Annotated in this window: 8 protein-coding genes; 6 read left to right on the forward strand and 2 right to left on the reverse strand. The window is 47.3% G+C overall.

Translation table 11 applies throughout. The features are described from left to right. The first annotated feature begins 49 nt into the window (after positions 1-49). From AACT21_RS03600 to recD, 4 genes are all read left to right on the forward strand, one after another. On the forward strand, positions 50-1,066 hold the full coding sequence (locus AACT21_RS03600; RefSeq protein WP_013856149.1) for a TDT family transporter: 1,017 nt from the start codon (positions 50-52) through the stop codon (positions 1,064-1,066). Positions 1,067-1,164: 98 nt separating this feature from the next. Next, positions 1,165-4,608: an exodeoxyribonuclease V subunit gamma gene (recC, locus tag AACT21_RS03605; protein WP_094163159.1), complete on the forward strand. Its 3,444-nt coding sequence runs from the start codon at positions 1,165-1,167 to the stop codon at positions 4,606-4,608. Positions 4,609-4,881: 273 nt separating this feature from the next. Then, positions 4,882-8,499 (forward strand): exodeoxyribonuclease V subunit beta, encoded by a 3,618-nt coding sequence (gene recB, locus AACT21_RS03610; RefSeq protein WP_094163160.1) that lies wholly within the window; start codon positions 4,882-4,884, stop codon positions 8,497-8,499. After that, a complete protein-coding gene (gene recD, locus AACT21_RS03615) occupies positions 8,496-10,622 on the forward strand; it encodes an exodeoxyribonuclease V subunit alpha (RefSeq protein WP_094163161.1) in 2,127 nt (708 codons plus the stop codon). The genes recB and recD overlap by 4 nt, the downstream gene beginning before the upstream one ends. Positions 10,623-10,736: 114 nt before the next feature. Here recD and AACT21_RS03620 read toward each other — a convergent pair whose 3' ends face one another. Together AACT21_RS03620 and argA are read right to left on the reverse strand one after the other, a co-directional pair. After that, positions 10,737-10,916, reverse strand: coding sequence for a hypothetical protein (locus AACT21_RS03620; RefSeq protein WP_013856153.1), 180 nt, complete (start codon positions 10,914-10,916; stop codon positions 10,737-10,739). Between the two features lie 257 nt (positions 10,917-11,173). Continuing rightward, the gene (argA, locus tag AACT21_RS03625) at positions 11,174-12,511 is read right to left on the reverse strand and encodes an amino-acid N-acetyltransferase (protein WP_026027647.1); all 1,338 of its coding nucleotides are present in this window, start codon (positions 12,509-12,511) and stop codon (positions 11,174-11,176) included. Between the two features lie 151 nt (positions 12,512-12,662). Here argA and AACT21_RS03630 point away from each other — a divergent pair, with 151 nt between their 5' ends. Together AACT21_RS03630 and mltA are read left to right on the forward strand one after the other, a co-directional pair. After that, a complete protein-coding gene (locus AACT21_RS03630; protein WP_013856155.1) occupies positions 12,663-13,130 on the forward strand; it encodes a DUF2850 domain-containing protein in 468 nt (155 codons plus the stop codon). Positions 13,131-13,199: 69 nt separating this feature from the next. Next, entirely contained in the window at positions 13,200-14,303 is a 1,104-nt protein-coding gene (gene mltA, locus AACT21_RS03635) for a murein transglycosylase A (protein ID WP_013856156.1), read from the forward strand. The last annotated feature ends 36 nt before the right edge of the window (positions 14,304-14,339 follow it).

Consider the following 14,339-nt stretch of genomic DNA (forward strand, 5'->3'; position numbering starts at 1 on the left):
TGATAGCGCCATTGAACAACTACTTTGTTAGTTCTGATGAGAGGTCAATATGATTCGAGCAGCAAAAGCGAAAGTTATGGGTGCGCCAACCCCTATGGCGGGTTTAGCTCTAGGCATCGCAAGCTTGGGTTGGAGTTGGGAAAACTTTGCACCATTACAAGGTTATGGCCAATTAAGTGGAGCCGTTATTGCCAGCGTGTTGCTGGTGGTTCTTGCGTTTAAATTTCTCTTTCATGGCCACTTATTACGCCAAGATCTCGCTCATCCGGTCGTGGGCAGTGTTGTGCCTACTTTTGCGATGGGCACCATGGTGGTTTCCAATTCATTAGGCCATTTTTACCCAATGGCCGGTGATGCGTTATGGCTATTTGCTGTGGGTTTACACATCATCTTCTTGGTCAGTTTTTTGTACCATCGTGCGCAGTCTTTTGAACTTCACCACATGGTGCCAAGTTGGTTCGTTCCACCTGTGGGTATTATTGTGGCCGACGTGGCGTTTTCTGGAAACCCAGCACTTGCACCAATCGCAAATGCAACCATGATGTTCGGTTTAGTCGCTTATGCGGTGATGCTGCCGATGATGATTTACCGTTTCATGTTCACACATGAAGTACCAGATGCAGCAAAACCAACCATGGCTATTTTGGCGGCACCAGCGAGCCTCTCATTGGCTGGTTACTTAACTGTCACGGCTAACCCATCGCCAGTGATTATCGGCATTTTATTTGGTATTGCCGTGTTAATGACAACGATTATCTACTTAGCTTTCTTTAAATTATTACGCTTGCCTTTTAGCCCAGGCTACGCAGCGTTTACCTTCCCAATGGTGATTGGTGCAACGGCGCTATTTAAACTCACACATTGGATGGAAACCGTTGGGGTGAGTGCTGAGTATGTACAGCAAGTGCATTGGTTAGCTGGGTTAGAGTTGATTGTGGCAACTATTGTGGTGGGTTATGTTGCTATTCGTTACTTAAATTTCTATCAACCTCATCGCGTGCTACTCAGCAGCATGAATGAGCTAGAAGAGCAAGATGAACACGCATTGAACTGTGAAATGAAATAGCCTGCAGTTTAGGCAATTCAAAACATAAAATTCTCAAGTATAGAATGCACTTATGCTAATCTCAGTCCTTATTGTGACAAGAAAAGCGTGAGTGCATTTTGTTTACTGTCTACCATTCTAATAAAGTCGATACCTTAAAGATCCTACTCGTGCATTTGATCAAAAGTGCACCGTTAGCCAACCCCTTTGAGAAAGAGCAGATCTTGGTGCAAAGCCCGGGGATGTCGCAATGGCTCAAAATGGCCTTAGCGAAAGAGCTCGGTGTGGCGGCGAACCTTGAGTTTCCTCTACCGGCGACCTTTATTTGGGACATGTTCACTAAAGTGCTACCTGATGTACCTAAGCGCAGCGCTTTTAACAAAGAAGCGATGACGTGGAAATTGATGCATCTGTTGCCAACTTTGCTCACGCTCGACCCCTTTGCCCCTTTGCAGCGTTACCTTGAACAGGATGATGACCATTCCAAGCTCTATCAGTTGGCCGAGAAAATTGCCGATATTTTTGATGGTTATTTAGTCTACCGCCCCGATTGGATTGCCAAGTGGGAGGCGGGCGATGATGTGAGCGAGATTGGTGATGAGCACCCATGGCAGCCGATATTATGGCAAGCCTTATATCAATACACGCTAGATCAAGGCCAGTCGCACTACCATCGTGCCAATCTCTATCAAAGTTTTATTGATCAGCTTGCGCGTGGCTCGGTTGATTTAACCAAACTGCCTAAACGTTTGTTTATTTTCGGTATTTCGTCACTGCCGCCTCGTTATATGGATGCACTCAAAGCGTTGGGCGATCAGATTGATGTTCACTTGATGTTTACCAACCCTTGTCAGCATTATTGGGGCGATCTTCGAGATAGAAAAACGCTCGCCAGACTGCACAGTCAGCAACGTAAAACGTTCGCCTTACAAGGTGATGAGATTCAGTTTGAAGGGCAACGCTCGCCGCTTAAAGGTGACATTGAAGCTAACCTCGTGGATGAATTGCATACCGAAGCTGCGGTTGGCAATGAGTTATTAGCCTCGATGGGAAAACTTGGGCGCGATAATCTTTTTTTACTCTCCCAAACGGAAAATGAAGAGCACGAATTTTTTATTGATCTGCCACGCGATAACTTATTGCATCAGTTGCAGGCCGACATTTTACATTTGCAAGAGCATCGAGATGATAGTCAACTGGACAGTAGCGACCACAAACAAGTGATTGCTTTGGATGATCCATCGCTCACTCTTCATGCTTGCCATAGCCCGATGCGAGAAGTGGAAGTGTTGCATGATCAATTGCTGGCAATGTTTGATGCTGACCCTGAACTGAAACCGCGCGATATTATTGTGATGGTGGCGGACATCAATGCTTACAGCCCAGCCATTGCGGCGGTATTTGGTAACGCGCCGGGTGAACGCTTCATTCCTTACTCCATTTCAGACCGTACGGCAGATCAAGAGAGCCCGATCTTAGCGGCATTTATGCAATTAGTGCATTTACCCGATTCTCGCTGCCTAGCGTCAGAGTTATTAGAGCTGCTTGAAACTCCTGCGATGATGGCAAAATTTGAGCTTAATGAGCAAGACTTTGCGCAAGCCAAATTGTGGGTAGAAGAGTCAGGCATTCGCTGGGGGCTTAATGCTAGCACCGCGCAACAATTTGAGTTGCCGCAGACCGAGCAAAATACTTGGCAATTCGGGATTGAGCGCATGTTGCTTGGTTATGCCATGCCCGCCTCAGCGGGTTTATTTACGCAAGGCGAAGTGGCGCTCGCTCCTTATAATGAAGTGCAAGGCATGAACGCTGAATTGGCTGGTAAATTAGCGAACTTTATTCAGCAAGTGAGCCATTACCGCGAGCAGTTAGCACAAACCCAAAGCGTGGACGAGTGGCGTTGCTTGTTCGGTGAGATGCTTGGCGCTTTTTTCAAGGTTGAGCTAGAAGGCGAGCTCGCACTCAAGTCGATTCGCGATACCTTGTCGCAGCTAAAAGATCAACTGGCCGAGGCCGGTTATGAGCAAGCACTTGCGCCAAGTATTATTACTCAATATTTGCAAAACAAGTTGTCAGGTACGCGCATCAGCCAGCGTTTTCTGGCGGGACAAGTCAATTTCTGTACTTTAATGCCAATGCGTTCCATCCCTTTTAAAACCGTTTGTTTACTAGGAATGAACGATGGCGTTTACCCGCGTACTATGCCAGCCGAAGGGTTTGATTTGATGAACGGTCGCACCCGCGCTGGCGATCGCTCGCGACGTGATGATGACCGCTATTTGTTCTTAGAAGCGATGCTCTCGGCGCAGCAAACCTTGTACATCAGCTACGTCGGGCGCTCAATTCAAGATAATACCGAACGCGTTCCTTCGGTGTTGGTCTCTGAGCTTTTAGAGTATTGCCAACAAAATTACTGTTTGGTCGGGGATGAAGCGCTTGGTAGCGATCAATCGGCCAAAAATTTAGCCTGTGCTTTAACGACCACTCACGCCATGGTGCCTTTTAGCCCTAATGCTTTTTTGAGTAAAACTGGTAGCTATGCCAAAGAGTGGCTACCTGCCGCCAGTCGGCAAGGGCGAGCCAGTGGCGAGTTTAATCTCGCCTTGAGCGATTATTTACAGGGGGCGAGCTTTCCTGTCAGTTTAGAGCTGGTTGAGCTGCAACGGTTTTGGCGTTTGCCTGTGCAATATTTCTTTAACCGTCGCCTTAAAGTGACGTTCGAGCCTCCGTTACCAGTAATGGAAGATGATGAACCCTTTGCCTTAAATGGCTTAGAGAGCTACCAGTTACGCGATGAACTGCTAGAGTTGCTGCTTGATCAACCCAATTCACCGCATGCCCTTGAGAGATTCATTGACCAGCAGCGCGCGCAAGGAAAGTTACCGATTGGTGCTTTTGGATCCTTGGAATTTGAAACTAATCGCGTGCAAGCACAAGAATTGGCGCAAAGAATCGCTTTCTTATGCCATTCGCCACTTGATGACCAAGAGATCGATCTGCGATTTGAATTGTTTGGTGAAGGCAAAAACGTACAACTGACGGGGTGGCTGACTAAGCGCTATCAATCCGGTTTAGTGCGCTACCGCAGTGGTTCGATTCGCGCGCAGGATTATTTAGCCGCGTGGATTGATCACCTCTCACTAGCGGCGATGGGCGAAAGTCAACCTACTCATTTGATGGGCTACGATCGTAAAGAAGGTGTGCAGCATTTTATTTATCCGCCCATGCCCGATACCGAACAAGCCAAAGCGTTGCTCGCAGAACTGGTGGATTTGTTTTATCAAGGTATGACAGCGCCACTCGCTTACTTTCCAAAAACCGCGTTAGCCTGTGTGGAAGCTGGCTTCAGCCGTGGTCAATGGGTTGATGATCGTGACAAATCGCTCAAGAAAATGGCCGATACCTTTAATGAAAGTTACATGAGCCACGGTGAAGGAAGCAATGTTTACATCGCGCCGATTTGGCCGCAGTGGAATGAAGCCTTAGCTGAGCAGGTGCGTTTATTGGCCACGTTGGTGATGCAAGGGCCACGATTGTGGGTGCAAGTGGTGCAGGATGTTTAGTGATGGATAACTGCTTGGGAAGTAGGGTGGCCGCCAGTCAATCATTATTGTGTAGGGCGTTTTCTGTACGGCCACAGGTCAGAGGGACCATGATTTGGTTGGTTCGCATCATCGTGAGATTGACGAAACACGTGGCGCGGATAGTAAAGGCTGCCCGTTTGGCGAACCGTGAGAAAGATCTCACAACGTCTTAATTTATAAACTTATTTTGATTATTCATACCATTATTCAAGCGCGATCACATTCGCTTGCGTATTCAAAGGCTAACTGTTTATGAGTATGACCCGGGCTACGGTCACAACACCATTAAATACCCTTACGTTCCCGCTGCACGGTGCAAGGCTTATCGAAGCGTCGGCGGGCACAGGTAAAACCTTCACCATTGCAGGTTTGTATTTACGCCTGTTACTTGGGCATGGTGATGCAAAGTCACGTCATCAAGTGCCACTGACGGTCGATCAAATTCTAGTGGTTACCTTTACTGAAGCTGCCACTGCTGAGCTTCGCGACCGTATTCGGCGGCGCATTCATGAGGCGCGTATCGCTTTTTCGCGCGGTTTCAGTGATGACCCTGTTATCAAACCGCTACTTGAGCAAACCAGTCATCACAAGCAAGCGGCGCAAATATTACTGCAAGCGGAACGGCAGATGGATGAAGCGGCAGTCTATACCATTCACGGCTTTTGCCAGCGTATGCTCACCCAAAATGCGTTTGAATCGGGCAGCCGTTTTAATAACGAATTTGTGACCGATGAAAGCCATCTAAAAGCGCAAGTGGTCGCGGATTATTGGCGTCGTCAGTTCTATCCATTGTCTATTCAGCTCGCTGCGGAAGTGCGCCGTTTATGGTCATCACCAGCGGCGCTGCTTGAAAAAATCAGTGGCTATTTAACTGGCTCGGCGCTAACGCTCTCTGTTGAAGCGATGAGTGGAGATTTAAGCGCGCTTTATCAATCGTGCTTGTCACGCATAGAGTCGTTAAAAAAGCAGTGGCTTGATTCATGCGATGATTTACCGCCGTGCATTGAAGCTTCAGATTTGCATGCAGCAACCAAGAAAGCGTTACTGAAACGGCTAGAAGGGTTAGCGTTGTGGGCGAGCAACCCACAGCATGAATTGAACCTACCGAGTGAATTACAAGAGTTTGCACAAAGCGCGTTGGAGGCTAAGTCGAAAAAAGGTCAACCCCCGCAACATGCGCTGTTCACGACCATTGAGCTCTTTTTGCAACAACCCATCAGCTTAGAAGCGCCGCTGCTGGCGCACGCTATTACTCATTGCCGAGCCATGCTTGCCAAAGCGAAAGCACAAAAGCAGTGGTTATCGTTTGATGATTTGCTCACTCAGCTTTCTGCCGCGATAGATAATGATGAGCTGGGCATACTGACTGAGCGGATTCGCAGCCTTTACCCCGTTGCGATGATCGATGAATTCCAAGATACCGATCCGCTGCAATACAGTATTTTTAGCCGCATTTATCTGCCTAAGGCTGAATGTGGTTTGTTTATGATTGGCGACCCAAAACAAGCGATTTACGCGTTTCGTGGTGCAGACATTTTTACCTACATCAAAGCGCGTAAACAGGTGAGCGCACACTACACCTTGGGGACCAACTGGCGTTCTAGCGCGAATATGGTCAATGCCGTCAATCAGATTTTTAGTACGCCTGACAGTGCTTTTATCTACGACCAAGACATTCCCTTTTTACCCGTTGAAGCCAGTCCAAATGCGCAGCAGCGTCAATGGTGGCTTAACGGAACCGTGCAACCTGCGCTCACCTATTGGCTGCAAGAAACGCAAGACAGCCCGTTGCCAAAAGGCGAATACCTGCAATGCATGGCCAAAGCGTGCGCTAGCCAAATTCAGACAATTTTGAGCGCCGCGCAGCATCAACAAGCGTACTTTGATACTGCTAAAGGGCAAAAGAGCGTGCAAGCTGGTGACATCGCAGTCTTAGTACGGACGGGTAATGAAGGTCGTATGGTGAAAGAGGCGCTCGCTACGCAAGGCATTGCCAGTGTTTATCTCTCGAACCGCGATAGTGTTTTTGGCAGTGAGGTAGCACAAGATGTACAGCGTCTATTGCAAGCGGTACTGACTCCTGAACATGATCGCGCCTTGCGGGCTTGTTTGGCCTCACCACTTTTCGCTTTAGATGCTGCCAGCTTGGATGATTTAAACAACGACGAATCGGTATGGGAAAGCGCGGTTAACGAATTTAAACAGTATCGCCAATTGTGGCTTGAGCGTGGCGTGCTTCCTATGTTGCGCAGTGTGATGAGCAAACGTCACGTCGCTGAACGTTGGTTGGAAGAGCCGCAAGGTGAGCGCTCACTGACCGATTTTATGCACATCGGTGAGCTACTACAGCAAGCGCGACAAGAGATTGATAGCGATCACGGTTTGCTGCGTTGGCTGGCACAAGCTATCAGTGACGCCGAGCATGGCCTAGGGGGCCGTGATGATCAAATTCAACGTTTGGAATCCGAACGCAACCTAGTGCAGATCGTCACTATTCACAAATCGAAAGGTTTGGAATACGACTTAGTGTTTCTGCCGTTTGTGGTCAGCTATCGAGAGGCAAGTGAAGGCAAATATCATGATGCCGTGAATGAGGAAACTGTACTGGATATTACCGCCAGTGAAGCTTCTCTCAAGCAAGCAGATAAAGAGCGGCTTGCGGAAGATCTGCGCTTGATTTATGTAGCGCTGACTCGTGCTGTGTATGGCTGTTTTATCGGCATTGCGCCGCTGCGTAATGGCCGCTCCACCAAAGAGCCAACCGGTGTGCATTTAAGTGCCATTGGCTATCTGCTGCAAAATGGTCAAGCCGCAGGCATTGCCGATCTTCACGCTGCGCTGCACGCTCAATCCAATCAATACATTCGTGTTTCTGAGCCACCAGCCGAGCAACCAGAGCCGTTTAAAGCGTTGAGCGTCGAGACGCCGGTATTGAGTGCCAAAACACTGCAAGCGCAGATTGACCGTTTTTGGCGAATGACCAGCTATTCTGGGTTGGTAAAACAAGGTGTGAAACACGCTAGCCACGACGCGAGTTTAGAAGTCTCAGGCTTTGATATCGACTCTGTTGATGAGCAAGCGGAAGCTTTACTGGTTGAGCCAGAACGTTCCATTTTTACTTTTCCACGCGGTGCAACGCCCGGTACTTTTTTGCATTCTCTCTTTGAAGAGGTAGAGTTTACTGAGCCTGCTAGCAGCGATGCTAACCAAAAAGTGATACTGGATTTACTGGTGCGAGAACAAATCGATATTGAATGGTTACCAGTATTACAAACGCTGGTCGATACCGTGTTACAGACACCTTTAGATGGCAAAACGTTGCGTTTGAACCAAAAAACCGCCACTCAGCGCTTGGTTGAAATGGAATTTCTATTACCGATAGAAGTACTGAGCGCTCCTGCATTGAACCGTGTCATTCAACGCCATGATCCACTGTCGGCTAAAGCTGGAGATCTTGGTTTTTACACTGTGCAGGGCATGCTGAAGGGCTTTATTGATTTGCTGTTTGAGCATCAAGGAAAGTATTACGTGCTGGACTGGAAATCGAATCATTTGGGGGATGATGTGAGCGCCTATCATGGCGATCGTTTGAAAGCGGCGATGGCAGAGCATCGCTATGATTTACAATATCAACTCTACGCATTGGCGCTGCATCGATTCTTACGCAGTCGTCTAGCAAACTATGACTACCATCGCCATTTTGGCGGAGTCTATTATCTCTTTTTGCGCGGCATGGATGGCGAGTCTGAGCATGGGATTTTCTCAACCAAACCGAGCTTTGAACTGCTTGATGAGATGGACAGATTGATTGATGGAGAAACCGTAGATACTCGCGCGACCGATGCAGGGCAAATGGAGTTAGATTTATGAGCAGTACGCTAATGACAACGCTTAAGCAGTTAGCGGAAAAAGGCGCTATGCGTCAGTTAGATTACCAATTCGCGCGTTTTATCGAACAAAAAAGCCAGCAGCAACTTGGCGCTGAACATAGCCAAGCGCTCGGATTTATTGCCGCGGTGGTCAGTGCTGAATTGGCCAAGGGACATATCTGCTTACCTTTAGTGGATGCTTCAACGGCGCAGGGTGTCGACCTCGCGGCTAAGTTAGGCTTGTTTGGTGAGGCAGCATTGGCGGTCAATCAGCACCTATTGGCGATTGATTGGCCTTGGCTACTCAACCGTTCAGACTTAGTCGGACAACAAGGGGAAGCGGTGCCTTTAATGTTTGATGGGCAACGTTTATACCTACACCGTTATTGGCATTATGAAGTTACCTTAGCACAGCGTTTAATCAGCTTTGGGACACCCATGAGCCTAAAGCCTACTGATGTCCAAAAGCTAAAATTGCTGCTCGATACACTGTTTGCGCGTCAATACCACTTTCTGCTCCATGCGCTTCGCCAATTGCCAGAGACAGCCAATGCATCAGCACGCCAGCAACAAGTGTGTGATTTTCTGGATGTGGTCAACGCCGATGAACTTGATTGGAATGAGATTGATCAAGTCATTAGCCAAGCACGTACGGCGAAAGAACTCGAAGCATTAGAGACGCTGATCCCGCAAAGCGTTTGCATCAACTGGCAAAAAGTCGCAGCGGCAGTGGCACTGACACGCCGCTTTGCCGTGATTTCTGGCGGGCCGGGAACCGGTAAAACCACCACGGTTACCAAATTACTAGCCGCTTTGATTACCCAAGCCCAACAGCAAGGTGAGACGCCCACCATTAAATTGGTCGCACCAACGGGTAAAGCTGCGGCACGTTTAACGGAATCGATCGGTAAAGCGGTGGCTGAACTGGCGGTTGAGCCGGCGTTGAAAGCGGCGATTCCCACCGAGTCGAGCACTCTTCACCGTTTATTGGGCGTCATACCTAACAGTGTTGAGTTTCGTCACCATCAGCGTAACCCGCTGCATTTGGATATATTAGTGGTTGATGAAGCATCGATGGTCGATTTACCGATGATGGTCAAGTTAATCGAGGCATTACCCAAACACGCGCGCTTGATTTTACTGGGTGATAAAGACCAACTTGCGTCAGTCGAAGCGGGCGCTGTGCTGGGGGACATTTGTTCATTTTTGACCTTAGGCTACAGCCGAACGCACAGCGAGTACCTAGCTAAGTTAACAGGCTATCAAACACTGATTGCTCATTCACACCCTAACGCAACCCCGATTTCAGACAGTTTATGCATGCTGAAAAAAAGCTACCGCTTTGATGTCCGATCAGGCATTGGTCAATTAGCAAAAGCGATCAATGCTGGGCAAGTGGCTATGGTGGATGAGGTGTTAAAACGTAATTATGCTGATATTACGCACCACTCACTCAGCAGTGAAAGCTATAACCTAATGCTGAAAACCTTAGTCAAGGAGTATGGTCGTTATCTCACGCGCATCAAGAATTCTGGTGCTGACGCTTCGGAAACTCAAGCCCAAAAAGCCAAAGCTGTATTGGATTGCTTTAATCAATGCCGTTTGCTTTGCGCTATTCGTGAAGGGGATTTTGGGGTAAGTGGTTTGAATCAACGTATTGAACGTGCGCTGGTCGCACGTAAGTTGATTAAGACTCAAGATGAGATTTGGTATCACGGCCGACCCGTGATGGTGGCGCGTAACGATCATGGGCTGGGTTTGTATAATGGTGATATCGGCATATGCATGCTTGATACGAGTGAGCAAGAACCGCGTTTGAAAGTGTATTTTGAGCTGCCAGATGGTAGCGTGAAAGCTATTTTACCAAGCCGCGTACCAGAGCACGAAACAGCCTATGCGATGACCATCCATAAATCACAAGGCAGTGAGTTTGAGCTAACGCTGATGATTTTACCGCCTGATTTTAGCCCGATATTGACCAGAGAGCTTATCTATACTGGCATTACGCGCGCCAAGAAGCAGCTGATGCTTTTTGCTGACATGGGAACGATGAAACGAGGGCTCAAGATAAAAACGCAGCGAGCCAGCGGCTTAGTTACGAGATTAGACAAGAGACTAGCGTAAATCAGCAACTAGGATAAACGAGTTTGAGCTGTCCCCACACAGTTTGAAGTTTACATGGTATGTTCAATTCATTCCGTTGTTTGGGGGAAGCTCAATTACTGATTTGGTGTGCTGCTATGCGAAAGCATGAGTAAAAGAGATGTTTCTGATTTTATAACGATCTTGCGAGCTGAGTATAAAGACTCGTAGCTTGTCGTTAACGGGAAATACGCAATGCACATGTTGGCCTTCAAGGAATTGGTTATCAGCCATATCCCAAAAGCTTTGAAGTGAGTTACAAATAACAGTTTTCATAGAATTTTTGCTCTTAAGTACGTGTCGTAGTAAAAGCAATCCGTGCAAGCCGACCTACTGGTATCTGACCAATCGGTATAAAGCCAAGTTCCTGTGTTGTTCATTAAATGTACATCATTAATGATGTCGGCGGATTCTACACATAATATTAAGTTAAATAAAGCGCTTATTTTGTATACAAAACAATGAAAACGTTTGCACTTGATCAAAGATAAACTATTCACCATAACTTAACGAATAAATACAATATCCTGACGTTAGAGCGTCAGGACTAAAATTTTTGAACGGCGTTGATAGTTGTACAAACTCTGTTTAGTTATCGGTAACGATTCCACACCGACTTCATAAAAACCTTGTTCTCTAAACCAATGCAAACTGTGCGTTGTCAAAACAAAGAGGCGATCTAAACGCATCGATTTTGCTTGTTGCTTCATGTGATTGAGTAACAATAAACCGCGGTTGCCGTCCCGATACTCCTGGTGAATAGCGACACACGCCATTTCTGCCATGCCCTCTTCTGGGTAAGGGTAAAGCGCGGCGCAACCAATCAATAAGCCATCTTTATCAATAATCGTGAATTTGTGGATCTCTTGCTCTAACTGCTCACGTGAACGCCGTACTAATATTCCTTGTTCTTCTAACGGGCGGATTAAATCGAAAATTCCGCCGATATCATCGATCTGTGCCTGACGGACTTGTTCGGCACTTGCCATGACGATCTGAGTGCCGATCCCGTCAAAAGAGAACAACTCTTGGATCAAAGCACCATCTTGTTTGTAACTGACTAAATGACTACGTGGCACACCTGCACGGCACGCTGAAACGGCGGCACGCAGAAAGCGTGAGGTACCTGAGCTATTATCCTGAACTTGGTCGGTATCTGCTTCAATACGCTGCATTATCCGTTCAACATCAGATGGGAACAGTTCAGCAATCGCATTGCCTTGCTCATCGATAATGCCTTGCTCTGAGCAAAAGCCGATCAGCTTATCTGCTTTTAGGCGTATTGCGACTTGTGTGGCTACTTCTTCAGAGAGCAAATTAAAACATTCGCCAGTGACGGAACTCGCAATTGGCCCCAGTAGCACGATCGAACCTTGGTCAAGCATACGGTTGATGCCTTCAATATCAATACGGCGAATGCGGCCACTGTGGCAATAATCGACACCATCATCTATACCTAATGGTTGAGAGATAACAAAATTACCACTAACGATATTGAGCTGAGTACCAGCCATTGGTGTGTTATTTAAGCTCATTGAAAGGCGTGCTGTGATAGCGAGTTGGAGCTGCCCCGCGGCTTGCATGACTAAGCTGAGCGCTTCCTCATCAGTGACCCGAATGCCTTTGTGATAAGGAGTGGAGCAATGATGTGTCGCCAGAATTTGATTGATTTGTGGGCGAGCACCGTGCACCAAAACAATTTTGACACCAAGGCTATGCAGCAGTGCGAGATCGCTGATGATATTAGCGAAATTTTTATCGGCAATCGCTTCACCGCCGAGCATGATCACCATGGTTTTACCACGGTGAGCGTTAACATAGGGAGCAGATTGTCTAAATCCTTTAACGAGAGCTGTACTGCGAATTTTCACTCTGAGAGCACCTTGGTGTTTAAATATGTTCAAATAATGACTTTTTATTCACTTGTCGGCAAGTGGTTTTTTGAGTTTGGTGCAATTATTCAATCGCCGATTTTATCTCTGATTTAGGACACGTTAGACTGCTTGCCAATAAAGGCGAAATATGGCCAAAACCAACGAGTTGAGTCGCATGAAAATGACAAAAAACGTAGGCCTTACGGCTACGCCTCAGTTCACAAACTTGCGAAGACGTAAGTACATTGAACGAGGCTTGATGCTGGTTGTGATGATTGGCTTGCTTTCCGTAGCGTCGCTATACGGTGACCTGTTTACTCGGTTGGAAAACTATTTTTCGCCAAAAGATGAGGTGTATGGGGTTTGGGTTGAGCAGTATGTTGCCCCTTATTCAGCCAAACGAATTGAATTGGGGAAAGCAGGCGTGATCAGTAGTGGCCGAGTACTCACCACTTCATTTGAGTTTGATGGTCATTTTTTAGAATACCAGATTGGTGATACGAGCTATCGTTACAAAATGCGTGATGATAACAATACCGAAATGACACAAATGTCGTCGTCGCACTACAATCCAACCTTCCGATTGTCAGGAAAATACCAAAAAAACCTCCGTTAACAATTCGCTGATTGCGGTTTAGGCGCGAGTTTGTCATGCTTTTAGTAACTCAAATAACGGATAACTTCTGTGATTAAGCAAATTTTTCCTCTTGCGGCAGTACTGCTGCTGTTTGGTTGTGCGCAACCGACCGACCGTGCTCAGCAATATTTGGATGGTGATTTCTCTAAAGCGCTCAACAAAGTAGACACGGTGCAGTCCAATACGCCACGTGACTTTACGCAATTTTCCAAACAGAGCGAACAAGTGGTGACTCGCTCGGCGTCGATGGCAGCGATTTATCAACCTTTGTATCAACAGATCAGTGAATGGATTTTGCAAAGTGGTGATCCACAAGATTTGGCGAATTTTGGAATACAAGCGGCGCAGCTTGGTGGTGGCGATAAAAAAGGTAATGTGCTTTTCACTGGCTATTTTTCTCCGGTAATGGAGCTTCGCCATCAACCGGATGAAATATTCAAATATCCCGTATTTGGTTTGCCTGAATGTTCGGCCGATTGCCCAACGCGTGCGCAAATTTATGATGGTGCGTTAGCTGAAAAAGGGCTTGAGTTAGGTTATGCGGCGAACCTGATTGACCCTTTCATTATGGAGGTGCAAGGCAGTGGTTTTGTGCATTTTGAAGATGACGATACGCTCGAGTACTTCGCTTACGCGGGTAAGAATAACAAAGCCTACATCAGTATTGGCAAAGTCTTGATTGAACGAGGTGAAGTGACACGAGAGAAAATGTCACTCAAAGCGATCAAGGAATGGGTGCTAGCCAATGATGAACCGACGGTAAGAGAGCTGCTAGAGCAAAATCCTTCCTATGTATTTTTTGCGCCCAAAGCGGCAGCCCCTGTCACTGGCTCTGCCGGTATTCCACTCCTGCCGATGGCCTCGGTGGCCGGAGATCGTTCCATCTTTCCAATGGGCACACCTATTTTAGCAGAAGTGCCGCTGCTCAATGCCGATGGCACATGGAGTGGCGCTCATCAGTTGCGAATGTTGATTGTGCTAGATACGGGCGGCGCGGTAAAAGATAACCACCTCGATCTGTACCATGGCATGGGCGAGCGCGCCGGAACGGAAGCTGGGCATTACAAACATTTTGGTCGCGTTTGGAAACTGGGGTTAGAAAACTCAGCCACACAAGCGCCTTGGGCATTGCCGCCTGAAAAGCTACAATAGTGACACAGGTTTCGACCTAGACTTTTAAATAAAGAG

It is taken from the genome of Vibrio sp. V08_P9A1T1, assembly GCF_963874405.1.
GTDB classification, from domain to species: domain Bacteria; phylum Pseudomonadota; class Gammaproteobacteria; order Enterobacterales; family Vibrionaceae; genus Vibrio; species Vibrio anguillarum.

Bases quoted from the DNA above. Each gene is read 5' to 3' on its own strand.
- AACT21_RS03600 (WP_013856149.1), top strand. From the start codon at position 50: ATGATTCGAGCAGCAAAAGCGAAAGTTATGGGTGCGCCAACCCCTATG.
- AACT21_RS03620 (WP_013856153.1), bottom strand. From the start codon at position 10,916: ATGAAAACTGTTATTTGTAACTCACTTCAAAGCTTTTGGGATATGGCT.
- recD (WP_094163161.1), top strand. From the start codon at position 8,496: ATGAGCAGTACGCTAATGACAACGCTTAAGCAGTTAGCGGAAAAAGGC.
- AACT21_RS03630 (WP_013856155.1), top strand. From the start codon at position 12,663: ATGGCCAAAACCAACGAGTTGAGTCGCATGAAAATGACAAAAAACGTA.
- recB (WP_094163160.1), top strand. From the start codon at position 4,882: ATGAGTATGACCCGGGCTACGGTCACAACACCATTAAATACCCTTACG.